Origin of the sequence: Flavivirga algicola (assembly GCF_012910715.1) — a bacterium.
Classification (GTDB): Bacteria; Bacteroidota; Bacteroidia; order Flavobacteriales; family Flavobacteriaceae; genus Flavivirga; species Flavivirga algicola.
The window spans coordinates 560,804-586,960 of the sequence record NZ_JABBHF010000002.1 but is presented as its reverse complement, the minus strand read 5'-3'; the positions used below and the strand labels follow the sequence as shown (position 1 = coordinate 586,960).

13 protein-coding genes are annotated in these 26,157 nt (G+C 34.3%); all 13 read left to right on the top strand.

All coding sequences use genetic code 11. From position 1 onward, the window contains the following. The first annotated feature begins 62 nt into the window (after positions 1-62). The 13 genes from HHX25_RS05135 (at position 63) to HHX25_RS05075 (ending at position 26,146) form a co-directional block, all read left to right on the top strand. On the top strand, positions 63-1,211 hold the full coding sequence (locus HHX25_RS05135; protein WP_169670833.1) for a FecR family protein: 1,149 nt from the start codon (positions 63-65) through the stop codon (positions 1,209-1,211). A 174-nt stretch (positions 1,212-1,385) separates the two neighbouring features. Beyond that, positions 1,386-4,775: a TonB-dependent receptor gene (locus HHX25_RS05130; RefSeq protein WP_169670831.1), complete on the top strand. Its 3,390-nt coding sequence runs from the start codon at positions 1,386-1,388 to the stop codon at positions 4,773-4,775. A 12-nt stretch (positions 4,776-4,787) separates the two neighbouring features. Continuing rightward, positions 4,788-6,518, top strand: coding sequence for a RagB/SusD family nutrient uptake outer membrane protein (locus HHX25_RS05125; RefSeq protein ID WP_169670829.1), 1,731 nt, complete (start codon positions 4,788-4,790; stop codon positions 6,516-6,518). A gap of 19 nt (positions 6,519-6,537) precedes the next feature. Beyond that, entirely contained in the window at positions 6,538-6,990 is a 453-nt protein-coding gene (locus tag HHX25_RS05120; RefSeq protein ID WP_169670827.1) for a DUF5018-related domain-containing protein, read from the top strand. A 273-nt stretch (positions 6,991-7,263) separates the two neighbouring features. Further along, entirely contained in the window at positions 7,264-8,958 is a 1,695-nt protein-coding gene (locus HHX25_RS05115) for a T9SS type A sorting domain-containing protein (protein ID WP_169670825.1), read from the top strand. A gap of 127 nt (positions 8,959-9,085) precedes the next feature. Continuing rightward, positions 9,086-10,540, top strand: a complete 1,455-nt coding sequence (locus tag HHX25_RS05110; protein ID WP_169670823.1) for an alpha-galactosidase — start codon at positions 9,086-9,088, stop codon at positions 10,538-10,540. Positions 10,541-10,551: 11 nt separating this feature from the next. Next, positions 10,552-13,530, top strand: a complete 2,979-nt coding sequence (locus HHX25_RS05105; RefSeq protein ID WP_169670821.1) for a sugar-binding domain-containing protein — start codon at positions 10,552-10,554, stop codon at positions 13,528-13,530. A 43-nt stretch (positions 13,531-13,573) separates the two neighbouring features. Continuing rightward, entirely contained in the window at positions 13,574-15,979 is a 2,406-nt protein-coding gene (locus HHX25_RS05100) for a DUF5703 domain-containing protein (RefSeq protein ID WP_169670819.1), read from the top strand. A 36-nt stretch (positions 15,980-16,015) separates the two neighbouring features. Next, positions 16,016-17,806 carry a glycoside hydrolase family 2 protein gene (locus HHX25_RS05095; RefSeq protein WP_240964247.1) on the top strand — a complete coding sequence of 597 codons (1,791 nt, stop codon included), beginning with the start codon at positions 16,016-16,018 and terminating at the stop codon, positions 17,804-17,806. 33 nt (positions 17,807-17,839) lie between these two features. Then, positions 17,840-19,003 carry an alpha/beta hydrolase gene (locus HHX25_RS05090; RefSeq protein WP_169670814.1) on the top strand — a complete coding sequence of 388 codons (1,164 nt, stop codon included), beginning with the start codon at positions 17,840-17,842 and terminating at the stop codon, positions 19,001-19,003. 322 nt (positions 19,004-19,325) lie between these two features. Next, the gene (locus HHX25_RS05085; protein ID WP_169670812.1) at positions 19,326-21,161 is read left to right on the top strand and encodes a right-handed parallel beta-helix repeat-containing protein; all 1,836 of its coding nucleotides are present in this window, start codon (positions 19,326-19,328) and stop codon (positions 21,159-21,161) included. A gap of 105 nt (positions 21,162-21,266) precedes the next feature. Continuing rightward, the gene (locus HHX25_RS05080; protein WP_169670810.1) at positions 21,267-24,362 is read left to right on the top strand and encodes a SusC/RagA family TonB-linked outer membrane protein; all 3,096 of its coding nucleotides are present in this window, start codon (positions 21,267-21,269) and stop codon (positions 24,360-24,362) included. Between the two features lie 11 nt (positions 24,363-24,373). Next, the gene (locus HHX25_RS05075; protein ID WP_169670808.1) at positions 24,374-26,146 is read left to right on the top strand and encodes a RagB/SusD family nutrient uptake outer membrane protein; all 1,773 of its coding nucleotides are present in this window, start codon (positions 24,374-24,376) and stop codon (positions 26,144-26,146) included. Positions 26,147-26,157 lie beyond the last annotated feature (11 nt).

The following is a 26,157-nucleotide window of genomic DNA, read 5'->3' as shown; positions in this document are numbered from 1 at the left end:
GACTACCCTGTTTGATAGTTCGTTTGTCTAAAAGTTAAAGACAGGGATCTCATTACTATTTTATGGATATAAATAAACTTATTTTTAAAAAGTTAAACAACAAACTTTCGGTTAAGGAAGCGATCGTTTTTAACAATTGGTACAAACACCAAGAGAATAAAGAACTGTATGTTCGGTTGAAAGAACTTAAAGCTAGTGGAGAGGACATTTCTGTTTTAATTAATCTAGATGCCAATACTGCTTGGGATCAAGTATTAAAAAGTTATGAATCTAGAAGGATTAATAAGTCTAAAAGTGCTAATGTTATACGACCTATGTTAAGGTATGCAGCAGTATTTTTAGCTTTGGTTACCATAAGTTACGGTTCCTATAGGTATATTTTTATCGGTTCTCAGAATAAAGAGATAGACCCTACAGCCATAACATTACAATTGGATGATGGGAAGGTTATCGTTATAAACTCTAATGATACAGAAAGTATAACAGATAATAAAGGGAACATACTGGGACTAAAAGAAGGAAGCAAACTGAATTATAAGGATACAGGAGTAGAGGAAAAGCTGATTTATAATACTTTAGTGATACCCTACGGCAAAAGGTTTGAGATTGCACTATCTGACGGTACTTTGGTACATTTAAATGCAGGTTCATCATTAAAATATCCAGTTAAGTTTTTAAACGGAAAAAAACGAAAAGTTTATTTAGAAGGAGAAGCTTTTTTTGACGTAAGTAAGGATAAGGAACATCCTTTTATTGTGAATACTTCGAATATGGATGTTAGGGTATTGGGAACTAGGTTTAATGTTTCTGCTTTTCCTGAAGATAAAACAATTAGTACTGTATTAGTAGAAGGTGCGGTTAATTTATCGAGTATTTCTGGTGATAAAGTATTAGAACTGAAACCTAACTATAAAGCAGAATGGGATATAACAAATAGTGAAACCCAAATCAAACGAGTAGATACTGATATTTATACAAGTTGGATTAACGGTAGGTTGGTTCTTAAAAATTTACCATTTAAAAACATCGTAAAAAAATTAGAACGCCATTATAATGTTGAAATCATTAATAATTATGAAGCATTGAATAATCAAGTGTTTACTGCATCATTTGATATTGAGACTATTGAAGAGGTACTCAATTCTTTTGCAGATAATAAACCATTTGTTTTTAACATAAACAATAAAACAATAACAATAACTAAAACTTAATAAACAGTTTGCCTATGTAACAAAAAAGACTAAAAAAATCGGAAAATGCAGCCACATTTTCCGATTCAGAAAAAATGATTAAAAAATTAACCATTCTAAAAACTAAACAAAAATATGAAAAATATCATAAGGAATAAGTGTGTCTCGCTTTTTCCAATTAAATTCAATTTAGCAATGAAACTAACGGTTTTTCTTTTTCTAGTTTCAATATTTTCAATAAACGCTAATACTTACTCGCAGAATACTAAAATAACATGTAATCTAGAGAATGTTAAAATAACAAGGGTTTTTGAAATAATTGAGAAAGACACTAAGTTCAAGTTTCTCTATAATCACGATGAAATTGACGTTAATAGAGTTGTATCTGTGAAAGCTGAAAAAATTGCTTTAAAAGATGTATTAAACAATCTATTTGCAAATACTAATATTTCTTTTAAGGTTAGAAAAAAGCAAATCATTCTAAAAAAGAGTGAGGCAAAGCCTTTAAATATCCTTGATAAAGCTTTGAATATTCAAGATGAAATAGAGAAAATTCAAAATATAAAAATTACTGGTGTTGTAACTGGAGATGATGGCTTACCATTAATAGGCGCAAATGTGATTGTTAAAGGAACCTCTATTGGAGCAGTCACGGATTTTGATGGTAATTATCAACTTAATGATGTGCCGCCTACAGCAGAAACCCTTGTATTTTCATATTTGGGTTTTAAAACAAAAGAAGTTGCTATAAATGGCCAAACTGTCATTAATACTATTTTAGAAAGTGATGCCAGTGCATTAGATGAAGTGGTGGTCATTGGTTACGGTACTACAACCAAGAGAAAAATGGTAGGTGCCATATCAAGTTTAGATACAGAAGCTTTAGAAGAAACACCTTTCGCTAATGTTTCACAGGCTTTACAAGGTCAGGTTTCAGGTCTTATGGTACAAAATAGTGGTGGTGGCCTAGATAAAGCTCCAAATATTTCGATTCGGGGTGCTGGTAAACCATTATTTATTATTGATGGGGTTATCATTGATCCTGAAGACGATTTTTCTTTCACCTCACTTAATGCAGACGATATAGAATCGATGAGCTTTTTAAAAGATGCATCTGCTACTGCTGTATATGGTTCTAGAGCAGGTAACGGTATTGTATTGGTGAAAACCAAAAGAGGAAAAGAAGGAAAACTAAAAGTTAATTATTCATATAATTATCAATTGAGTCAGCCTACGGTTCTGCCTGAGCGTAATAGCACTTATGAATATGCACTCATACAAAATGCAGCAGCAGCAATGGATGGGATTGCTCCTTTCTTTACAGATAGTGAAATTGAAGGTATGCGTTTGGGAACAAACAGAGATTTATTTCCCGATTCTGATTGGGTAGCATTAAGTCTTAAGGATTTTGCAAGCGAGAGCAGACATAATATATCTGCATCTGGTGGTAGTAAGTCTACAAATTATTTTGTGTCGATGGGATATTTTGACCAAGGCGGTATTTTAAAGTCTGATGCTATTGGTCTCGATAGGTTGAATATAAGAAGTAATTTAACGACCAGATTTGATGAAATTGGTCTAGAAATAGGTTTTAATGTCAATTCGAGTTTACAGAATTATAGAGCGCCTGCACTTGGGGAATATACGATATGGAACAATATGTTTAGAAAAGACCCATTACTTGCTGCATTTAATGAAGATGGTACATTTGGTGAAGGTGTAAACCATCCTTTAGCTCAAAATTCTAAGGATGCGGGGTACTTAAAGCAAAGAGAAAAATTTGTGAATACACAGTTGATTTTAAATTGGAAAGTGCCTGGAATAGAAGGGCTTTCTGCTGGTGCTATGGTAAATTATAGAGATGGTGATAGTTATGAGAAGAAATGGGAAGTTTTAGCACCACAGTTTAATAGTGATGGTTCGGTATACCCAGTTTCAAAGCCCAGATTAGATATTGAATCTGGTTTTACAAAGAAAACAGATATTGAAGCTAATATTAACTATGCAAAAACTTTTGGTGTGCACGGTTTAGATGTGACATTTGCCTATAACAGAATTGAAGCAGAAGGAGAAGGCGTTAGCGCTTCAAGAAGAGAGTTTCCTTCTAGAGCTATTGATCAAATTTTTGCTGGGCCTTCAGACGGGCAGCTTACAGATGGTTATGCGTGGCAATCTGCAAATGAAGGGTATGTAGGAAGGTTTAAATACGATTATGCATCAAAGTACATACTGGAGTTTAGCTTTAGATATGATGGGAACGACAATTTTGCTAAAGATCAGAGATGGGGACTTTTTCCAGCAACTTCCTTTGCGTGGATTGCTTCAGATGAAGGTTTTATGAAACCATTGAAAGATAAAGGTATTATTAACTATTTAAAGTTAAGGGCGTCTTATGGTGAAACGGGTTTATCAGATGGAGCCATTAGACTAGGCTACATCCCTTCTTATAATTTAAATCCAAATGCTTATAACATAGGTAATGTTTTAGTTAATGGTTTTTCAGAAGGGCCTCTAGTAAATCCAAATGCCTTAACATGGTTTACTAGAACATCATTAAACCTTGGATTCGATTTTAATGCATTAAAAAATAAATTAAGCGGTAGTTTTGATTATTTCTATTATGAAACGGATGGCTTCTTACAGAGTCCGTTAGATCAATATATAACTCCATTAGGTAAAGATCTTCCTCAAATAAAATCTAACTCCATACAACGTAGAGCAGGTTTTGAGCTGGGACTTCGCTATAAAAATAAGGTTAATGATTTTTCATACGAAATTGGAGCTAATTACTCTCGTTTCGACCAATTATGGGAACGCTTAGATACAGAGGATGAAGTCACTTTAAAGAACCCATATATTCGTGTAACCCATGAGACGAATTTTTTCCAAAGAACACCAAATTCTACTGCAGGACTACTTGTTTCCAATGGTTTATTCCAAAATGGTCAAGACATATTAAACGCACCTAGACCTGTGGCTTCAGTTGAAACCCAACCTGGAGATGTTAGATACGTAGATGTAAATGGAGACGGTAAAATTGATGTTGAAGATCAAAGACGGTTTGGTAAACCAACATTCCCAAGTTCTATATATGGTATAGATTTTAAATTAGGCTACAAAGCTTGGTCTTTAATGGGACTTATCCAAGGAACTGGAGATCGCTACGTCGCTATGGGAAATGGCTATCAGAATGGACAAGCTAGAACACATACATTAACATTTCAACAAGATTATTGGTCTCCAACGAATACAAACGCTTTTTTTCCACGTGTGTCTCACACAGCTGGATATAATGGAGGGAATAATCAATTACAGTCAGATTATTTTGTGCTTAATGCAAAATATATACGTCTTAAGACGTTGCAATTAGGCTATGATTTAAAAAGTACATTATTTAAAAATCAAGATTATATTTCTGGATGTAAACTGTTTTTAAGTGGAGTTAATCTATTTACAATTTCAGATGTGTTAGATTATTTTGACCCAGAAGATGTTGTCAATCAGGATAATAGTGTTAATGGTTATACAGGAGCCGCTTACCCATTACAAAGAACCTATTCTTTAGGGGTGAATGTACAATTTTAAAAAAAAGAAATAATGAGAAAAAAAATTAAATATATAGTATTGGTTTTGTCATGCATCGCTATGTTTTCATGTGATGAAGACTTTTTGGAAAACAAACCACTTGACAAATTTTCGGAAGAAGATGTATGGAACGATGTGAACTTAGCCCAAGGTTTTATTTATAGAACTTATGGACAAGTGATGATAGAAATGGTTAAAAACCCATTAGGACAATGGAATGCACCAGGGAGTTTTAGTGATGATTTCACAGATAATGTAGCCATCAGTAATAATAATATCGTTGCAAAAGATCTTTTGGATAAGAATTTTGATGCAGGTTGGGATGTTTTTGAAATTATAAGAAATACCAATCTAATTATTGATAGAGTAGCAGCTTCAGAAGGAATAACAGAGGCTCTTAAAGGCGATTTAATAGCTCAGGGAAAAGTGCTTAGGGCCATGATTTATTATTCTAGAGCAAGGTTATTTGGTAAATACATTATTATTGACAAAGTGCTTACTCCAGAAGATGACCTTAAATTATCACGTTCGTCAACAATTAAGGAAGTTTATGATTTTATTCTGAATGATTTAGCTGAGGCAGCAATTGATTTACCTGCAACAGCTGAAGCTGGACGCTTAACCCAAGGGGCAGCGTATGCACTTATAGCTGAAATAGCGCTTCATGCTGCTGCCTATAGTGAAAGTGGTAAAAATGAGTTTTATCAAATGTCTAAAAAGGCGAGCGAAGATTTATTCGGGCTAGGATATAGTTTGGATACCGATTATAGTGCCCTGACTTCAGATTATAATTTTGCACTTAATTCCAATGAGATTATTCTTGGATATTTTAGACATGCTGATATTACTCAAACAAAAAGGACACCACAGCAAAGAATTGTTCCTAACTGTTCTGATGCTAAAAATCATCCTTGGGTGCAGCCCAAATTAGTAGAATCTATAGAAGGGTGGGCAGGTAGATGGCCATCTAACGAATTGGTTAATGATTATTTAGTCATTGATGCGGCCGATAATACTGCTAAAAGATGGAATGAAACCTCACAGTATTTAGATTTCATGGCGAATGGAGGCTATGTGTCTAAAGCCATTTTTAAAAATAGAGACGCTAGGTTCTATGCTTCCATAGCGCATGATTCGTCTAAGTATTTTAATAATTTAATAACGATCCGAAAAGGAGGGAATATGCATTGGACCTCTAATGCAGCTGGAAATTGGTCGATGACTAAATCAGGGTTTTATTTTAGAAAATCTGTTTTTGAAGGTGTGAAATTATGGGCCAACGATTTTGTGCCATTTCATCATAGTATCATGCGTCTGGGAAGATCTTATTTAAATTATGCCGAAGTCATGCTACGCTTAAATGATCCTGCTAAGGCCCTCGAATACATAAATATGACTCGTGTCGCTCATGGTGGATTACCAGAGTTATCTACAGGTTTAAGTATTGATGAAGCTTGGGATTATTATAAAATAGAGAGAAGAGTAGAATTGTTTTTTGAAAACGATAGGTATTGGTCTTTACTACGCTGGGGTAAAGAAGCTGGACTTGATGTTATTCCAGAATTAAATAGTGGTCAAACATTTTTTGAAGTATCAGAAGATGGTATGTCTTATGAAATAATAGAACAACCACTTAATAAATCCGAAAATGAAAGGGTATTCACATCTAGAAGGTATCTTTTTCCAGTTCCTGAAAAAGAAATCTTGCTCAATGGAAATTTAGATCAAAACCCAGGTTATTAATTAAAAACATAGACATAGCATGAAAAATATAATAAAATTCATTCCAGTAATTATACTGAGCCTTGTTTTCACTTCTTGTTTAAAATCTGATTTAGATGAGTTACCAGCTTTTGAAGAAGCTGAAATAACGCAATTCCGTTTTGAATATAGATGGTTTGATGAGTCAAGTACACAGTTAAAGGTTGTCCAAATTGATACTGAATCAACAATAAATGGGGCATCAGTAGATTGTATACTAACTGTCCCAGATGCAGATGGAGATTTCACCACAGCAATTAAAAATCAAGTTAGTCTTAGTAATATAGTCGGTTATGCCGATATTTCTACGGCAGCCACTATGGCACCTGTTGGTAACACACCAGTACTTGGAACGCCTGGAGATTTTAGTTCGGGTAATTTGCAATATGAAGTTACAGCAGCCGATGGCACTAAAAAAACATGGACTTTAAATATAGTATCATTTAACAATTAGTAGTTTTTTGAGTTAGTTTAGTTTAGTTGAGTTTTGCCTTGGTATGATTTAATCCTACCAAGGCATTTTCATAATACATCTATTTAAGTAAAAGAGGCTATATGAAAACTCAATAACTAAATTAAAAACTTTACTAGTGGATTTGATAGTTGAAGTTTTTTTAGTCAACTATTCTGGTTGTTGATATTTATGTAAATAGACATTTTTTGTACCTAGGGAAACATGAAGGAAATGGTTTATAACTAGATTTGTGTTAAACACTTAAAACTAATTATGGGAATTCTAAAAAAATATATACTATTGTTTGTTATTGCATTAGTTGGTTTGATTGTTAATGCTCAAGATTTACCACCACTATCAACCTTTTACTCGCCCACAATTAATAATACAGCAAGTGATAAAGTATTTATAAACCCTTCATCAGGAATTGGAAATGACACTAATAGAATCCAAGCAGAAATCGATAAGCTTTCTAATCTAAGAAGAACTCTTGGAAATGGAACCGTTATTCGAGGCGGTGTCCTTATCTTAAAAAATGGAGTCTATAGACTGAGAGGATTGAGGTTAAAATCGCATGTCCATATTAGATGTTTTAATGGTGTGGTGATAGAGCCTTTTGGTCCTGGAAATATGATTATTGCAGATGGTAAAGATGAAAACGGATGTACAGGGTGTAGAGTAATTGAAAATTTTAGTTTTACAGGGCTTTCTAATACGAGTAGATTTACAATTAATCTAACCAATAGATTGGGACCTGGAGATGGTTCGAGAAGCTTTAAAGTTGGAAATGCTAGAAACTTTAAGATTGCAAACATTAATGTTATCGATAATCGCACTAAGTTTCCTACTATTGAATTCTTGCCTAGTAGAACTTTTGGAATGGTAGGACCGTCTAACAATCGTCAACAACGTGCCGCAGCGCCTACAAGAGGATTTATAGAAAATATAACAGGTACAGGGTACAACCCAGGATGGGGCGTTATTCAGATACAAGCAGGAAATAACCTATACTTCCGTAATCTGGAAGGAAATGGAGGTGCCACGATAAGAATGGAATCAGGATTAGGTGAGGGGCTATCTACACTCAATACTCAAAACAGGGCAATTACAAAAATGGATGCTATTTGGGGTAGATTTGTTAGAGTGGTTAATGGTAGGTGTGCTGTTTTTGCTTCACCCCATACACATATTCAAGGATTCTTCGATATGAGAAATATTACAGCTACCAACAGTGAATTTGCTGTCTTTTTAGCAAAAGGATTTAGAACCATAGGCAATCCAGGGAGACCAGATGAATCAAACTTTCCAATTGGTTCCTTCCGTAGCAATCGATCTACAGTTAGGAACATTACAACTACTTTTGGTAATTCTGCTCAAGTTAGATTACAAGAATTAAGATACATGCCATGTGCTTTAAGAAATAGGACTAGTACAACTAAAATACCAGGTACAACAGTATTTTATACGGGACCATCTATCGCACCTATTTACAATATTGCCAATAGCGGTGGTAGTGGATCGTACAATGTGAAAATCATCGGTTTAACTGCTAAAAATTATAGAAATGATGTTGTAGATATCATCACCGATCAAGGAGCTAATGATTTTGAAAATTGTAGCTTTACACCCATCGAAAATGTTCTTTTCGTTCCTAGAGCTTTAAGGAATACTCCTAATCCATTACAAAATGGGAGCAACAAGTCGGTTTTAAAAACTAAAGTTTTAGACTCAGAAGGTAACACACCAGAATTAGCAGAAGTAAAAATTACACCAAATCCAGCTACAAATTTTATCAGTATACAAAATGCTTTAAATAGTAATATATCAATTTATGATGTTTCTGGTAAATTAGTTAAGCAAGTGTTGAACTTGAAATCATCGTCTGTAAATATCTCGAGTTTAAGTGCAGGTTTATACTTCGTGAAAATCAATTCGAGTAAGGATGTTTTTAAAATCACTGTAAAGTAATAAGCAAAAAATATGAGTTTTATAAAAGAACTCACGAATATTTTCAATCAAGAAATTCACTCAAACTAACAAATTACCTCGTAATGCATAACAAGCTATAGCAGGAATTGGTTAAATAATAATATTTATGAATAAAAGAAGAGATTTTATAAAAAAGGCGAGTGCAGGATTGGTGCTTACTGGCGTTTCAGGAAATATGGTACTTCAAGCATCAAATAGTTTTAAAACTGTACAACAAGATGGGGAGTCAAATGCGATGTTGGGTCAGAATAAAGTTGAAATAAAAGTCATTAAACCATTATTCTGTCCATATTACAGTATAAACGAACCGCATGAAAAGGGAGGCGATAGTTATTATTACAGAAGTGATGCCTTTACGCATAACCCATTTACTATACCAGCTAGTGGTATGTCGGGATCACCTGTAATTATGGATGCCAATGGTAAATTCGTTGGATTTATGACAACCATGGGATTTGAAAACTCCACCTTTAGTTTTGATGGAAAAGAAACGCTAACAGTTACGGTTCCAGAAGGGCAAGAATTGTTTTTAGATGAAAGTGGCGCAGGCGATGAAGCTTGGAAAACGTACAACTCAAAAATGATGAGGCGTTTAAATTTTGAGCCTTTGGTTACCCATCCTCATTTTTGGAGTGATGTAGAATATTGCACTTGGTCTGAACAAAAATTCTTTGCAAAGAAACGTTATGAACAATTTCACTTATTAAACCACGACTTTGTAAAATATTATTTAGATAAAGTTATAGAATTAGGTTATCCGAAGGGAAAGTTGACCTTAGATCATGGTTGGGGGCAATTTCCAGATGGCAGCATAGATTCTGGTTTTGGATCGTGGGTTTCAGATCCTAAAAAATTCCCAGATTTTAAAAAAACCATGGGTATGATTCAAGAAAGAGGGTTCACTCCTGGTTTATGGATTGGATTTCCAAAAATACATTCTGAAAGTTTAACTGCTAAAAAGTATCCCGATTTATTGGGCAGTTGGAGAGCCAATAATGCGGAGAAGAACGCTAAAGATATTAGATGGTTAAATCCAAAAGCTGATATTTTCGATTATGCTTCCGAAACGATCAACCGTTTCTATGAAATGGGAGTTAAAAAGTTCAAAATAGATATGTCATATAACACAAAATCGGACATGTTACATATCCATAAAGAACTATATAAAGCAGCCAAAGCCATAGATTCAACAATAGAGATGGAATTTCATGTGCCCGATATTTTCTTTACTAAATATACTGATGTTATTAGAACCAATGATATTTGGTTAAACGATAATTTTGATTGGCCAGCAAGGGTAAAAACACATTATGAAATTAGCATGAAATCTTCTCCAGGACGATTAATAAACCTAGACCATATTGGAGGAAACGATACAGGAGCAATTACAGAAGATAAGTATCTAAAACATTTAGCAATGTATAAAACAAAGACTGGGTATCCTTTAGTATCGGTTTTACCGCATCATTATACACAACAATGTGTAGATAAAACAGGAGAATATCTATGGGAATATGAAAAAGGTAATAAAAAGGTGATTTCTGATTTTTACGCAAAATAATATAAAACACTATGAAATTGTTTCTTTCTAAATACAGAATATACATTTTAGCCACTTTAGTAATAATATGGGGTAATATTGCTTGTACAGAAGTTCAAGAGTCTAACGAAATTGATTTGTCTGGTGAATGGTTGGTTAAATTAGATCCAAAAGATGAAGGGATTTCTAAGAATTGGTTTCTAACAGATTTTGTGGATACTATAAATTTACCTGGCTGTTTGCAAGAACAAGGCCATGGCGAAAAACCAGGACCCAATACAAAATGGTGGGCACCTTTAAATATATCAGAAAGGCACCCTTCTCTTGATAAATATGCAAAATCAAATGATGATTTTAAGCTGATACAATTTTTAATGCCACGTCATCACTATATAGGAGCAGCTTGGTTTTCTAAAGAAATAGAAATTCCTGAGAGTTTTAATGGCAAAAACAAAACGCTCTTTTTAGAGCGTTGTCATTGGGAATCTAAAGTCTGGATTGATGGTAAACCCATAGGTTCAAATACATCACTGGCAACACCACATAAATACAGTCTAAATCAACTAAAACCAGGTAAATACAAGTTAGTTATTAGGATAGATAATAGTGAGATTTATAAAATAGGTAGGATGCCACATAGTGTTTCAGATCAAACTCAAGGTACTTGGAATGGTATTGTTGGCGATATTAAAATTAATGCAGAAGATAAAATCTCAATAGCTAGTATAAAAACCATACCAGATATAAAAAATAAGTCTGTAGCCATTTTAGTTAGCATAGAAAACGCATCTAGGTTAAAAGGAAACTTCATTATTAATTTAGATGCGTTGGGATATAACGCTCAGAATAACCATGACCCATTGGTTATAGAAAAGAAAGGAAATTTAACAGGTGGTACGATTCAGAATCTAACCATTAATTATGCGCTAGGTAAAGACATGAAGCTATGGAGCGAATTTGAACCTAATTTATATAAACTAAAAGTTGATTTGTTAACGAAAACGAATCAAGCAGATTATCATGATAATAAGGAGATTTCTTTTGGAATGCGAGATATCACTACCGACGGAAAACATTTCTATGTCAATGGTATAAAAACCTTTCTACGTGGCAATGTAGATTGTGCTGTATATCCTAAAACAGGTTATGCACCCATGTCTGTAAAAGAGTGGAAACGCGTGATGCAAACGCATAAAGATTTTGGTTTAAATTTTATAAGATATCATTCTTGGTGTCCACCCAAACAAGCCTTTATTGCAGCCGATGAATTAGGATTGTATTTAGCGCCCGAAGTCCACGAATGGTCATGGGTTACTAAACCTGAAGTGCATCAATTCTTTAAAGATGAATCTGATAAAATGTTGTCTTATTTTGCAAACCATCCATCGTTTGTAATGATGGGGTTAGGAAATGAGAGTGGTATAGAAAAGGAAATCGCTGATGATTTAATACAACAGTGGAAAGATACCGATACCTCTAGGTTATACACGGTAAAGGCAAGTATTGCCAAAAATCAAGGTGTGCCTGGCGATATGGATTTTGAAGTGGTAAGCCATATTAAGGATGAATCTTTCGATAGAGGTAGAGGACGTACACGTTATCAGGCTTTTTGGCCACCAACACCTGAAAATTCACTATTTACTGCAGAATCTCCACAAACAACTATAGATTGGGATACATCTATAAGTCTGTATAATTCAAAATTTAACAACCCCATTATATCTCATGAACTGGCACAATTTTGCGCGTATCCAGATGTGTTTAATGAAATTAAAAAATACAAAGGTTATTTAAGACCAACGTATTTAGAAATAGCAGCAGATCAGTTAAAAGAACGCGGATTAGTAGGTCAATTGCCAAACTTTATACATGATTCTGGTAAATGGCAAGTTCAATTAACTAAAGAAGAGATTGAGGCAGCCTTTCGATCTGGTGAGATGGCTGGTTTTCAATGGTTGTCATTAAATGATTTTACAGGTCAAAACACGGCACCTGTAGGCTTTACAGATGCTTTTTTTGAAAATAAAAGCTATGTGGACTCTAAAGAAATGCAAGCATTTTGTGGACCATCAGTATTATTAGCCCGACTACCAAGAAGAGTTTTTACAACCTCTGAGGTGTTTTCTGCAGAGTTTGAAATTAGTCATTACGGAAATCAAGATTTAGATTTAAGTGATTTAAAAATGTTAATTACAGATGAAGCTGGAAGTACTATTATATCTAAAAGTTTTCCTTCTAAAGCTTTTGTGAATAAAGGTTTGCAGAAGATTGATGAATTTCAAATGGATCTGTTAAATATGGCACCATCAAAATATAATTTACAATTGGAGTCTAAAAAGAATGGTTTGAGTAACAATTGGGATTTTTGGATTTATCCAAACAGTCAAATAGAAAAATTTCCATCATCAGTTAAAGTAACTAATACTTGGGATGCAAACACGTTAAAATTATTGAAATCTGGAAAAACAGTTTTATTGTTACCTAAAATAGGAACCTTAAAAGGTAACTTGCCAGGTTGTTTCACAACATTTTATTGGACAAGTTTTGGAGAGAAAGGTGGGCAATCTTCTGCTAACGGTATTACTATGAACCCTAACCATCCATTATTTAATGAATTTAAGACAGACTCGCATACCAATTGGAATTGGTGGGATTTGTTGACACAATGCCAGCCTATGATTTTGGATGCTTTTAATGAGAAAAAGCCTTGGCCGATAGATTATAAACCCATCATTCAACCCATAGATTCTTGGAAATTGAATAGAAAATTAGGACTTGTAGTAGAGGCGAAAATGGGTAAAGGCAAGCTTCTAATTTGTTCAATAGATCTAGAAAATAATTTGGAAGAAAGGCCCGTAGCAAAGCAATTTAGACGTTCCTTGGTTAAGTATATAACATCAAAAACTTTTAATCCAGAAACTGAAATTAGTGTGTCCCAAATAACAGCTTTATTTGATCAATCTAACCCTGAAAATGCTGAAAGCATGCAAGGTTTACCTGATGAAGGATAGATTTGAGTTTAAAAAATATAAATCATAACTAAAAAATATAAAAATGAGAATTAAAGCTAAGCGATCATTAACCAAAAGATACCTCTTTCTTTTGCTTTTTATAACCATAGTACCAAATATAGAAGCACAAAAAAAAGTAGACTATCCCGATATGTATAATGTCGTATGGGATAGTCAGAGTAAAGATGCCGCAGGTTCGATGCCCGTTGGTGGAGGCGATATTGGAATGAATGTATGGGTAGAAGGAAATGAACTGTTGTTTTACATGCAGCGTAGTGGGGTACATGATGAATATAATGGTTTTCCAAAGCTAGGTAGAGTAAGGATTTGGACAGAACCAAACATTTTTGATGGCGCCGCAACTTTCCGTCAAGAATTAAAATTAAGTGAAAGTTATGTTGAGGTTTCTGCAAATCATCCGCAACATGGTATGGTGACATTTAAAATTTGGTCTGAGGTAAATCGACCAAAAATTCATGTAGAGTGTAAATCTTCCAAAGCAATCACATACTATTCTCAGTTTGAATCATGGCGTACCAAACCTCGTAAACTAAATATGGATAAAAAGATAAAAGATCGTTGGGGCTGGTGGGACACAGGTGGCTGGGCACATGATGTGATTCTAGAGCCAGATAATTTTAAGCAAGAGGATACAGGTTTTTCATTTTATCATATAAACCCAGAAGAAAAATTGACCAGTAAATTGGCTTATGAAATAACAGGTTTGGGGGAGCATTATGGAAAATATTACGATCCCTTAAAAGATTTGGTCTGGGGAGGCTGGATGGGAGCTGATAACTTAATTTATGATCAGAAAGTAGAGGGTAAGTACACATTAACCAATTTTACGGGATGGCGTTATAAGTCTAAAAAACCAACAAAGAAGCAACATATAGAACTTGTTTTTCATAATAGTCATTGTAGTACGGCCTCTAAATGGTTAGATGAAATTGAGGACATTAAGGAGGATAAAGTAAGTATGGCAGAAGCCTGGAAATCAAATACAAAATGGTGGAAAGCGTTTTGGGAAAAAAGTTATATGGTTTTAAACCCCAAGAAAGACGAAAACGATTCCATTTGGCGGATGGGAAGAAATTATAATTTATTTAGGTACATGACGGCCCTAAATGCTTACGGAGAGAACCCTACGATGTTTAATGGTGGTTTAATAAGTTTCGACCCCAGTTTAGTAACCAAAAGATTTCCGTTCCATCCAGATTGGCGTTGTTGGAGTGGGGGTAATTACACCCTGCAAAACCAACGTTGGGTATACTGGCCTATGTTGAAATGGGGAGATTTTGAACATATGGAATCCCAATTCGATTTTTTCGAAAGAACTTTGGAAGTTGGAAAACTAAGAGTATCGGAGAACTACGGATTTGAAGGTTGGGTGTTTGAGGAAGTAGGGACAGTGTACGGATTACCAATGCCAATGCATTACGGTTTTAAAGAGGTTTATGATGAACAAAGAAAACGACCAGATTGGATAGAACAGGGGTTGTCTACAAATTGGTGTACCATTCATCATCATACAGCCATGTTGGAATTTTCATATATGATTCTTGAATACCATCGCTATTCAGGGCGAGATATTTCTAAATGGCTGCCCATTGTAAAAGGAACCATTGATTTCTTTGATAATTATTACCGTCATAAAGCCAAATATAATGCGAATTGGCAGGAACTTGATCCAGATGGGAAACTTATAATTTTCCCTGCAGCGGCTTGTGAATCGCACTATTACGTTAGCAATCCTGTTCCAGATTTGGCTGGTCTAAAAGCAGTTGCAAAAGGTGTACAAAAACTACCCCAAGACTGGGTTGATAAGTTTTTTGGAGGTATAAATAAGATAAAAAACTTTGAAAAAACGATACCAGATTTTCACTTAGATGACATTGATGGAGATGTTGTCATACCCCCAGGACGTAGTGTTGCATATTCTTGGTGGAAAAAAACAGAATTATATATTAACTATCCTATGTTTCCATTCAATCAAATCGAAAAGGGAGATAAAGAAATGGATTATGTATTTAATACTTATAAACATTGGGATACATGGCAAACCCCAGATGCCTGGGAGGTAGTACATAGCTGGAACAACGGAAATGTGGCCTTTGCCCGTATGGGAGTTGTAGATAAAGCAGCAGACTTAACCTATAAAACATTGGCTGATGGACCATTTCGCTTTCCATCTTTCTGGGGGCCTGGGAATGACTGGGTACCAGACCATAACTGGGGTGGTACAGGTGCTGTTGGATTGCAAGAAATGCTTGTACAAACACTTGATGATAAAATAGTGTTAACGCCCACGTGGCCTGATGATTGGAATTGTAACTTTAAAGTGATCGCTCCAAAACAAACAACTATTACGGGCAAAGTGGTTAATGGAGAAATAAAAGATCTTGAGGTGCTTCCAAAGGAGAGAAAGAAAGATGTTATTATTAATTAGTCTTTTTAATACGAAACATAATTAGAAAAGATGGATATGAGATTGGTAAAAGCTTTAAAGCGGTTTTGCCTAATAACCATGTGCTTTTTTGCTGCGATTACAGGCCTAAAGGCTCAAGATTTTATGGTTAATATACCAAATCGATCACAAATCAGTCTTAATGGTAAATGGGAATGTATTATAGACCCAGTAGATGTTGGTATTAAGAAATGGAAATCTTTATATAAAGATGTTCCGAATAATAAAGATCACAGAACAGAATATGCTTTTATTTCAAGTAATACGCTAAATGTACCTGGTGATTTTAATTCGCAAAGACCCGAGTTGAAATTTTATGAATCTACCGTTTGGTATAAAAAGGTAATAAACGTTAAGAAAAAAAAAGGTAAACGTTTATTCTTGTACTTTGATGCTGTCAATTACGTGTCGGATGTTTTTTTAAATTCAGAAAAACTAGGCAGCCACGAAGGAGGTTTCACGCCTTTTCAATTTGAAATTACCAATAAGGTTAAAGATGGTGAAAACGCAATTATTATAAGAGTTAATAATCGCAGACAAAAGGAAGGAGTTCCTGCTTTGGGCTATGATTGGGTAAATTATGGAGGTATTACAAGGGATGTAAGACTTGTTGAAACCAATGAAACATTTATTGAAGATTATTTTGTGCAGCTTAAGAAAGGCTCTGGTAAAAGAATAGAAGGGTATATTCAACTAAACGGTTCTAAGCTTTTACAGAAAATTAGTATTAAAATACCAGAAGCTAAAATCAATCATACGGCTACTACAGACCATAAAGGAAATGCTAAAATTAGTATTGATAAAAAACTAGAGTTATGGAGTCCTTCTAATCCGAAGCTTTATAGAGTTATCATTCAATCTGAAACAGATAGTATTGAAGAGCATATAGGTTTTAGAAGTATCAGTACCAACGGCACTGAAATTATATTGAATGGCCAACCTATTTTTTTGAAAGGTGTAAATTTTCATGAAGAAGCTTCTGAAAGAGCATCTAGAGCTTACACTAAAGAAGATGCAAAAAAGCATCTAAATATGGCTCAAGAATTAGGTTGTAACTTTATTAGAACGGCACATTATCCTCAAAATGAATATGTGGTTCGTCTTGCTGAAGAAATGGGGTTTATGCTTTGGGAAGAAATACCTGTTTTTCAAGGGATAAGTTTTGGGAATAAAAAAACGGTTACATTAGCAAATAAGCAGTTAACAGAAATGTTGAGAAGGGATAAAAACCGCTGTGCAGTCATTATTTGGAGTGTGTCCAATGAAACGTACCCAAATCATACGCGTACATCTGTATTAAAATCTTTAGTAGACTCGTGTAGGGTTATTGACAATACACGTCTTGTGAGTACAGCTTTAAATAAATATGAGAAAAAAGGAAACGTATTTACTATCAAAGACGATTTGATAGAAGCCTTAGATGTTATTGGCATGAATCAGTATCTTGGATGGTATAATGGGTGGACAGTTTCTCCAGAAGACATCGTTTGGAAAAGCGAATACAATAAGCCATTGATAATATCTGAGTTTGGAGCAGAGGCGTTATATGGTCATCATGGATCAAATGATGATACTTCATCATGGTCGGAAGAATTTCAAGAAACATTCTATCGTAAACAAATAACCATGCAAAAAAACATTCCTTTTTTAAGTGGTACGTGCCCTTGGACACTTATTGATTTTAGGTCACCCTTACGTTTGCACCCCATATATCAAGATTATTGGAATAGAAAAGGTTTGCTTTCAGAGCAAGGTTATAGAAAAAAAGCTTGGTATGTTATGAAAGCATATTACGATACTATAAAATAGATGCCGTTGTAATTTTTTTAAATTTAAATTCATATGAAAAGGGCTTTTTTCTTGATCATCATTTCAGTTTTTTTTGCTTCATGCAGTAGTATAAAATGGCAACCAGAAGATGATAAAAAGTTATATAGGAAAGCCATTTCCAGAGTACAAGAAATAGAGCCCTATTCAAACTTTTTAAAGAATGAAAAAAAATATATCAAAGACTTAAATGATGCATATTATCAAATTAGATGGAGCTATATTAGATACCTCTATTATGATAACCCTAAAGTTCCGAAACCAGAAAAGGCTTTAAAAAAGTTTACTGAAAGCTGCCTAAGGAACAATCTTTTATCAAAAAATCATAAGGAATTCTATAAGTCAGCTAATATTCTAGGTTTTGAATTAATTAGTGATGCACCAACATTTACAGTTAATGGCAATAGTTTTAGATCGTATCGAAATTTGACTTATTCTACAGTCGATAGGTACAGTCAAAAACTAGACTTGTTTATGCCACTTAATACAAGTGGGGAATCTGTTCCGTGTGTTATTTTTATACATGGAGGAGGTTTAGCAGTTCATAAGCGTGCTTGGATGGAAGGCCATGCACAATACTTTGCTAGTAATGGGGTGGCAGCAGCAACTATTGATTATCGTATGTTAAATGCTGTTGATAATGCAGTAGACTGTGTAAGGGATACCAAAGCTGCTGTAAGATGGGTACGTGCAAATGCTAAGCGTTACGGAATTAACCCAGATCAAATTGGTGCTAGCGGGGGTTCTGCAGGGGCCATGTTAAGTGTTATTTTGGCAACAACAAATAGTGAAAAAGTATTTGAAGGATATGGAGGAAACCAGAGTTTTTCAAGTAAAATTCAAGCAGCTGCTGGTTTTGCGACGCCAGCACTTACTGGTGTTCGCTATTCTTGGCCGTGGACAAAAGGAGAAAAACCTGATTGGTACGACCAAATTTCACCATATAGATTTATTTCACCAGACGATGCACCTGTATTATTGTTACATGGGGATAATGATAAACTGGTATCTCCATTAGATGCAAAAGATTTGTGTGATAGATTTACAGAAAACAACGTATCCTGCGAATTGGAATTCTTAGAAAATAAAGGCCATGTGTTTTATATGAACACAAAAACTGCTCATAGAGCTTTAATGTTTTTTAAAAAGATCTTCGATGACTCGAATTTAAAAGACTAAGAATCAATCTCCTTGTAGCTTTTAAATTATGCTTGCAGTGAGCAATTTCCTTAGTAGAGCAATTCAACTTATAAGTATTCGCGAATAGAGAAGGGAAATTAACCAATATCTATTTTATGAATATTGTAATGATTCATGCTGAGCCCTTTAAATATCAGGTTTTTACAAAAAACGACATCATATTTACTAAAATTGACAGGATGCGGTAAAAAAAAACTAAAATTTACATTTCAAACTTTAATATAATTATATGAAATCTAGACCCAATAATCAGACTTTTAAACTCTCGATTATTCTTACATGTACACTTGTTTTTGTGATAATGAGTTGCTTTTCAACCTCTAAAAAAGGAGAAACCATAGTATTTGATTTAAGTATTTCAGAAGATGCAACACCAAAGGTTTTACAGCGCTTCTTAGATACTAAAGAAAATAACCCTATATCGGAAATAAAGTTTGAAAAAGGTACTTATCATTTTTATCCTGATAAAGGTTATGAAAAATTTGTTTACATATCTAACCATTGTGATTTAATGGTAAGTACGCCATTTCCTATTAAAAACTTCAAAAATTTAACAATAGATGGCCAAGGGTCTACATTTATTTTTCATGGAGTTATGATTCCTTTTTTAGTCGAAGAAAGTGAGAACATATCAATAAAAAATTTAACCATAGATTGGGCAGAGCCATTTCATAGCGAAGGACTTATTGTTGCTAACGATGATAAAAACAAAACATTTGATATGGAAATTTCAGATGAATACCCTTATGAAATTAGAAATGGTCAAATTTATTTCATCAAGCCCTATTATGAGCATAGTTTAGGACAGTCAATTTTATATGATCCAAATCGTTCGGCAATTGCATTTAATACAGAAACTTATACAGGAATTACAGTCAAAAAACGAACAACCACATATAATGGTATAGAAAATATCAAATACAAATATATAAATGATGAACGAGCTCCGGAATATAAGGATATAGGGTTAGAAGCAAGAATACACGTTGAACAGTTAAAACCAGGGTTGGTACGTATCCACAATCACAAAAAGAAGCTGCCTCCAGTAGGGATGATTTTAACTATGAAAGGGGAGCAAGGATTTAATCGTGTGTCACCTGCATTTAGAGTCACTCACACTAATGGATTCAATGGAACAAATATTAATATACATCATGCAGGAGGTATGGGGATCATTGCAGAGAATTCAGCAGATTTAATATTAGATAGTTTTAATATTACGCCATCCAACGGACGTATGGTATCCACCACTGCAGATGCAACCCATTTTGTAGGGTGTAGAGGTAAGGTTGTACTTAAGAATTGCACTTTTAATAACCAATTAGATGATGCAACCAATGTACATGGAACTTATCAAAAAATAGTAGATGTGTTAGGTGATAATAAAATTGGAGTACGAATGATGCATCATCAACAAAAAGGTTTTGTGATAGCGCAACCTAATGACACTATTGGATTTGTAAGACTAGATAATTCGTTTTTCCCATATGAAAAAAACACAGTTAAAAAAATAGAATACCTCAATAGCAGATATCAAATAGTAACATTTAACAAAGCTTTGCCAAAAGAGATAAAATCGGGAGATTTAATTGAAAATCTAAGCGGCTATCCAGATTTGTTGGTTAAGAATTGTAACATCAGTAAAAATAGGGCAAGAGGGTTGTTGATTTCAAATCCGGTGAATACTGTCATTGAAGATAACTTTTTCAATACTGAAATGGAGGCTATATTAATTCCTGTTGAAAGTAGTTATTGGTTTGAGTCTGGAAATGCTGCTAATGTGACTATTAGAAACAATGTGTTTCAAGACAGTCAACACAGCGGATTTAATAGAGGAGTTATAAGATTTGTGACAGATGATGATAACCAAAACATCGCATTTAGAAATATTGAAATTGATAATAATACCTTCAATCATTTTGATAATTTAATTCTCGAGATTGCAAATGCTGAAGGCTTAAAGTTTACTAATAATACCATTACAAATTCTGGAACATTTCCTCAATTATTTCCAGAAAACTCAGCTGTAAAGGTTAAATCATCCAAGAATATAATTTTTGAAAACAATACTTATTCTGGTAAAGCAACGAACATATTGGAAACAGATGCTGCGGCAAATAGTATAGCATTTAAATAAGTCTAACAAAAAAATAATATATATGAATTGAATAACTATTTAAAAAATGATTTTAAGTAAAGCATAATAAACCAAATTATAAACTAACGTAGAAAACTAAACTAAATGAAATTGAACAAAAAAAATCAGAGAAGGAAAGGATGGAGCAAACTATTGCTATTTGCTTTTATCTTTTCACTAAGTTTTAGTATCCAAGCCCAATCTCAACAAATAAATGTAAGTGGTACGGTAACTAATTCAGAAGATGGGTTGCCTATACCAGGCGTTGCTGTTATTGTTAAAGGAACTTCTAATGGAGCCGTTACAGATTTTGACGGTCTCTTCTCCATTAGGACTAAATTAGGAGACCAACTCTATGTATCTTATTTAGGGATGGAATCAAAAACCGTGGAGGTGACAGGAACAGAGATGAATATTAGCTTATCTCCTAGTTTGGAAGACTTAGAGGAAGTTGTTGTTATTGGTTATGGAACTGTAAAGAAAAAGGAGGTGACTGGAGCTGTGTCAAGTGTAAAAGCAGAAGATATAGAGCAAATAGTAACTTCAGATTTAGGTATTGCATTACAAGGGCAAATGCCTGGAGTTAACGTCATATCTTCTCCAGAACCAGGAGCACCCTCTCAAATTTTAATTAGAGGTATTACATCAGTTGCTGGAGATAGTGAACCATTATATGTTGTAGATGGTTTAATTCAAGAAGGTAACCCTTTAATCAGTCCAAATGAAATTCAGTCTATAGATGTTTTAAAAGATGCAGCCTCTACAGCTATATATGGTACCCGTGGAGCTGCAGGAGTTATTTTAATCACAACAAAGCAAGGTCAGGCAGGAAGCTTATCTGTTCGTGCTAATTCAAATTACGGGATTAAGCGTTTAGATAGAACCGCAGTAAGATTGATGAATGCTAACCAGCAAACCTATTTTGATCTTATAGCAAGGAGAAATGTAAGTGGTGGCCTTGGAGACGATGAAATAGATATCATTGGTTTGGGGGGAGCATCCAGATTACAGCTAAACACAAATTTATTTAATAATGTTGTTATAGACGATCAACCCACGCAAAACCATTTCGTTTCTATTTCTGGAGGATCCAAAGATATTACATATAGTGTGAGTACTGGTTTTTTTCAAGAAAAAGGATCACAGGTAGGGGCTAGTTTCGATAGGTTTAATATAAGAGCTAATACAAATTATAAGCATGGTAAATGGGATATTAGAGCCAATATATCTTTAAATTCTGAGCGTAGAGAATTTACACCTGGAGGTTTAATAAACCAACTGATAAGATATAGGCCTTACAATCAAGATTTAACGACACTAGAACCAGATGAGGTCGTAGTAAATCTTGGCGGTGAAAATGGTAATAGAGCAAATTTTGTATTAAATTCTTTTGAAAACGAAAGACATCAAGATGTCGTTAGGACACAGACAAACATAAATATTAATTATGATATTTTTGAAGGTATGCGTTTAACAGGAAGGTATGGTTTATCAACTAATAATTTATTTGAGCGTAGATTTAATCCATTTCGACAAGTATTACAAATTAATGGTGGTAATGTTGACTGGAGTCCACCTTCAAGCAGTAACGTAAGAAACGATGCAGCGAGAACCAAAAACCAAAGTTTTGACCTCTACGGCACCTATAAGTTTAATATTGAAGATATTCATGATTTTACCTTTACAGCTGGTATGACATGGGAGGATTACCATACGGAACGCTTCTTTGCTCAAAGAGATGGTGTACTTAACAATAGTATTAAAACACTTAATGGTACTAGTGAAAACCCCCAAGTAGGTTCGGGTCGTGATAGAGAACATACAATTTTAGGTGTCATTGCTAGAATACAATATGGGTATAAAGGTAGGTACCTTTTAAGTTCTAGTGTTAGAAGAGACGCTTCTTCCAGATTTGGAAAAAACAATAGATCAAATATTTTTCCTTCGGCAGCTTTTGCTTGGAATGTGTCTGATGAGAAGTTTTGGAGTCATACCAAAAATGTTATTAACAGCTTAAAATTTAGGTTAAGTTATGGAGAAGTAGGTAACGAAAGTTTTGGAGATTATGCGTTTGATGCTTCTATCACACCAAATATAGATTATGTATTTGGATCAGGCACAGGTGATTTGGCTAATGGTGCCATTCAAACAGGTTTTGCAAATCCAAATGTAAAGTGGGAAACGTCTATTCAAAAAAACATAGGGGTAGATATTGGGCTCTTTAAAAATAGATTAACATTAGCAGCTGAGTATTATGATAAAACGAATGAAGATATGTTATTTCCTATAGGGATAACACCTTCTGCAAGCGGTCTTCGTAATGCAACAGTTGTTTTGAATATTGGTAATATGACGAATAAAGGATTTGAGTTTGCAGCCCGATATAGACCCAATTTAGGGAAATTAAAAATGACTTTAGGTGGTACGTTTACAACTAATGAGAATAAAATCACAAGAATTGAAGGAAATAAAGAGCCTATTTATAATATTGATTTTGGTTTAAGAGGTACACCAATAACCGTATTAGCTGAGGGGTATGAAGCTGGCGCATTTTTTATGCATACCACAGATGGGATTATAAAGACTCAAGAAGAATTAGATGAATATAGTTTATTGGATACTGATATAGAGCCTCAATTAGGTGATGTGAGATTTGTAGACAATAATGGTGATGGAGCTATAACTAACGCAGACAGAGTATACTCTGGAAGTGGTTTGCCAGAATATGAGATAGGATTTAACTTAAACGCTGACTATAAAGGCTTTGATTTATCGATGAATTGGTACGCCGCTTTAGGGCAAGAACTTGTAAATAGTGCTAGATATGAAGCCTTTGCCCAGGGACGTCATGAAGACTTGGTATATCAATGGTCTGAAAGTAACCCAACATCTAATATTCCTTCATCGAGAGGACCAGAGCATATTAACTATCAAGGTTTCTCTGATTTATGGGTCGAAGATGGAAGCTATATTCGTTTAAGACAAGCAACATTGGGCTATAGTTTTTCCAAGAAGTTTTTAGATAAAATAGGAGGGATGAATAAATTACGACTATATGTTTCAGCACAAAATCCACTTACTATTACGGATTATAAAGGATATGATCCAGAAGTTGGAGGAAATACTGTTCGAAGAGGTATAGATCGAGATCAGTATCCTAGAACTGCACTCTATTTAGTAGGATTAGATTTAAACTTTTAAAAAAAATGAAAATGAAAAAATTAAAAATTAATTGTGTGTTGTTGTTTATCGCAATAGGGTTTTTATTCTCTTGCGAAGAAAAATTAGATTTATCTGATCCGAATGAGCTTTCCACAGGTTCGTTTTGGAAGAGCTTAGGAGATACAAATACAGGCTTAACAGCTGCCTATCAGTCATTATTAGACCATGATATTTTACAGCTTGTAAATGAAGCTATTAAAACAGATGAAGGGTGGCCAGGTTTTGGGAGACCTTTAGGGAAAACAAGAGCATTACCATATTACGAGCTTACTTATACAAACGGTAGTAGTTATGTAGAAAATAGATGGGTAAGTATGTATAATACTATTTTTAAAGCAAATCAGGTTATTGAAGCTTTAGAAAATATCAAGGAAGATCAAACAACTGAGGAGGAAATAACGTTATGGACCACTCAAATGGGACAAGCAAGGTTCTTAAGAGGTTTGATGCATTTTTATTTGCACAGTACTTACAATAATGGTAGTGTAATTATTAGAGATTTTGTACCGCAAACTAGGGATGAGTTTAACCAACCTTTATCTCCAGCTAATGAAGTCCAAGACTTTTTCCGTGCCGATTTAAAATATGCATATGATAATTTGCCAGCACAATATGAAGAACCTAGTGTTAATTTGGGGCGTGTAACCAAAGGAGCTGCTGCGGTCAATCTAGGGAAAAGTTATTTGTTTGAAAAGGATTACGCAACAGCCATGGTGTATTTTGATGATCTTATCAATAATGTTACTGCAGATTATAACTATAAATTAGTTTATGATTTTGATATCTTATTTACCAGTGAAGGTGATTTTTCCGAAGAATCTATTCTTGAGCTCAGTTATTCAAAAGACTTTAGAGAAGAGATCAGGGTTTGGAGTGACCAAGCTATTTCTAATCGCTATGCACAAAGCACAGTTGATGCTTTTGGTCCATTAATGCCTGCATGGTTAGTGCATACGTTTAAGTCAGATCAAATGGATATTTTAGATGATAGAAATTATTATGATGATCCTGATAATGGGCGTACGCTTAAACCTGTAAGTTTAAGAACATCGTCTTTGGTTGCAATTGTTGAAGATGATGTATCCTTACGTTATGGACAAACAACGGGAGTTAGTCTTAAAACATCATTTAATGGATGGGGTTTTGGCGCTTATAAAAAGTATACAAATCATGACCTTGATGTAACAGAAGGAGATGGTAATCCAAGAGGTAGTAGAGCTTCAGGAAAAAATGTAGTATTAGATAGATTAGCTAACGTTTATCTCATGCAAGCAGAGTGTATGATTAAAACAGGGGATATAGATGGCGCATTAGAAGCAATAAATACAGTAAGAAAAAGATGGGGGCTTGTGTTATTGGGACCTCCAAACTCAAGATGGTCTTCGTCTTCGTTTGATAACATTACCTATACAGCAGATTCTTTGATGGAACATTTAATGTATGTAGAAAAACCTCAAGAAATGTGCATTGAGGGTTACCAGACGCGTTGGACTGACTTAAGAAGATGGGGTGTTTTGGAAGCTAATTTTAATAGACTGGCTGGCGAAACTTATTATGCCCTTACAGTAAAAATTAAAAATGTTGAAGGAAATGAGGTAAATAAAAATTTTGCTTCTGTTAATGATGAAAATATCGATAATGTTGATGGCCTTAAGATTATAGATTATGAGTATGATGCTAAAGCTCAGAATTACAACCCGGAAAGCCATGATTATTTGCCAATTCCATTAATTGAAATAACGGCAAACCCTAACGTTAATTAAAAAATATGAAT

Coding starts and splice junctions, on each gene's coding strand:
- HHX25_RS05080 (WP_169670810.1), top strand. CDS start 21,267: ATGAAATTGAACAAAAAAAATCAGAGAAGGAAAGGATGGAGCAAACTA.
- HHX25_RS05115 (WP_169670825.1), top strand. CDS start 7,264: ATGGGAATTCTAAAAAAATATATACTATTGTTTGTTATTGCATTAGTT.
- HHX25_RS05085 (WP_169670812.1), top strand. CDS start 19,326: ATGAGTTGCTTTTCAACCTCTAAAAAAGGAGAAACCATAGTATTTGAT.
- HHX25_RS05100 (WP_169670819.1), top strand. CDS start 13,574: ATGAGAATTAAAGCTAAGCGATCATTAACCAAAAGATACCTCTTTCTT.
- HHX25_RS05095 (WP_240964247.1), top strand. CDS start 16,016: ATGAGATTGGTAAAAGCTTTAAAGCGGTTTTGCCTAATAACCATGTGC.
- HHX25_RS05105 (WP_169670821.1), top strand. CDS start 10,552: ATGAAATTGTTTCTTTCTAAATACAGAATATACATTTTAGCCACTTTA.
- HHX25_RS05090 (WP_169670814.1), top strand. CDS start 17,840: ATGAAAAGGGCTTTTTTCTTGATCATCATTTCAGTTTTTTTTGCTTCA.
- HHX25_RS05120 (WP_169670827.1), top strand. CDS start 6,538: ATGAAAAATATAATAAAATTCATTCCAGTAATTATACTGAGCCTTGTT.
- HHX25_RS05110 (WP_169670823.1), top strand. CDS start 9,086: ATGAATAAAAGAAGAGATTTTATAAAAAAGGCGAGTGCAGGATTGGTG.
- HHX25_RS05135 (WP_169670833.1), top strand. CDS start 63: ATGGATATAAATAAACTTATTTTTAAAAAGTTAAACAACAAACTTTCG.
- HHX25_RS05130 (WP_169670831.1), top strand. CDS start 1,386: ATGAAACTAACGGTTTTTCTTTTTCTAGTTTCAATATTTTCAATAAAC.
- HHX25_RS05125 (WP_169670829.1), top strand. CDS start 4,788: ATGAGAAAAAAAATTAAATATATAGTATTGGTTTTGTCATGCATCGCT.
- HHX25_RS05075 (WP_169670808.1), top strand. CDS start 24,374: ATGAAAAAATTAAAAATTAATTGTGTGTTGTTGTTTATCGCAATAGGG.